At 49.5% G+C, this 1,563-nt stretch carries 2 protein-coding genes and 1 pseudogene; all 3 read right to left on the bottom strand.

Features of this window, described 5'->3' with window-relative positions:
- Positions 1-273: pseudogene (locus FFS57_RS24910) on the bottom strand (hypothetical protein); the annotation flags it as partial.
- Complete coding sequence (locus FFS57_RS24905) at positions 270-761, bottom strand: hypothetical protein (protein ID WP_137940510.1); 492 nt, start codon at positions 759-761, stop codon at positions 270-272. The gene FFS57_RS24905 and the pseudogene FFS57_RS24910, both read right to left, overlap by 4 nt.
- 43 nt (positions 762-804) lie before the next feature.
- A partial coding sequence (locus tag FFS57_RS24900; protein WP_137940509.1) for an RHS repeat-associated core domain-containing protein occupies positions 805-1,563 on the bottom strand: 759 nt, incomplete at its 5' end.

Below are 1,563 nucleotides of genomic sequence, written 5' to 3'. Positions count from 1 at the left end.
GCCATAGCTGGTCTTGATCGCCAGTTGCCCTTGCGCGTTGTAGAAGAAGCTGGTGAAGCTCTGGCCGTTCTTCAGGGCGTTGCGCAAACGGCCGGCGTTGTCGTAGCTGAAGGTGATGGCGCCGTCACCAGTCTGGTTGCCGCTGGCGTCCAGGGTGTAGGTTTTGGCAGGGCTGCGGGTCTCCCGAGTTCGAACAGGCAGCAAAAAGCCGGTGCGGATTGCTCCGGTACCGGCTTTGGTGCGGACACAGTAAACGTTAGCCCGCAGGCTCACTCATCATAAGACATCTTGTTGAATTGCAAGACAAGCAGAGCGCTATCGAACAGCAAGCTGAAATAAACACATTGAGTCTTGTAAGCAGAGTTATACCGATCAAGCTTAAAGATTGCGGTGCAGGACCCTAGCTGATCACTAATTATTCTGAGCATATCCATTACTCTAAATGACAGATACTGCTTGCGATCAAGTATTACCTCATTGGAAGGGCTCGCAGCAACGCCAAGCACATCAACTACCAAGTAAGCGTGCAATTCTGCATCAAGATCAACAAGTCCACCTGGGAGCTCGTTAATGCTTGAAAACTCTAACTGCGTCTGTTGTGCGTAATGTTCAATTATCAAATCAGCCACATTTTTATTTTTATCATCACGCCAGATCAAATATGCAGCGCCAAGATGCTCCCTTATCTTACCGCTTAGCTCTGTGATGCCATGGATATATCCATCCAGGTGAGCCACTTCAACTTCCAGTGCTTGGTTCATATATTGTTCTCTTGGCAAATTAAGTTGATCGCTTGTCCGTCAATTACTGGCATGCGTCACGGTAGAACCTTTCAAGCTCTTCAAGCTTGGGACTCAACGTCTTATCAATCCATATTTTGTGGCTCATGTAAGATGACGACTCTGGATTCAAGTCTGTTTTCCGCCAAGCAATCTGAGCTTTAAGAACTTTAATGGCATTGGCAATTTCACCGCAATGATTTTTCTTGCCGTTTCCGCCCCCAATACAAGCAAACACATCCGGCTGGACGTTTCTTGCCTCTGCTTCTTGTGGATGCGTATATGGAGCCTTAGTGGTGGCATTGCCTCCCGGCATTTGACTAGTTGGCTCTGGATTGGGACCAATAGAAGGGTAACACTTTCCGTAGCTCCATCCCCCACTGCATGCACTGGCGGCCCGTGGATCAGCTGTCGATGGCGCCCAGGGATTTACTGTCGGTGACAAACCGCCTGGAGATGCACCTGGAGGTGTAATTGTACTGGGGTAGTATTGAGCAACTCGCCCCATAAATAACCCTTGTGCATCAACACCAATTAAAGGGTTTCCCTCCACATACCCATAGGTATTCAACCCACCATCTAACCCAATCGGATCACTCTGAACATACCGCCCCGTTTCCGGATTATAGGTCCGATACCAGTTATGACTCAGCTTGATGCTGTTGTCCCAGTACTGCCCCGGGAAGCGCAGGTTATACACGAACTGGCTGCCGTTCTTGTCCGCATCTTGATCCGGCAGGGTATTGCCAAAGGCTTCGCTTTCCCAACGCCAGGTCAGGCGTTT

Source organism: Chitinivorax sp. B (assembly GCF_005503445.1).
Classification (GTDB): domain Bacteria; phylum Pseudomonadota; class Gammaproteobacteria; order Burkholderiales; family SCOH01; genus Chitinivorax.
The sequence above is the reverse complement of the archived record's forward strand: the minus strand, read 5'-3'. Positions and strand labels throughout refer to the sequence as shown.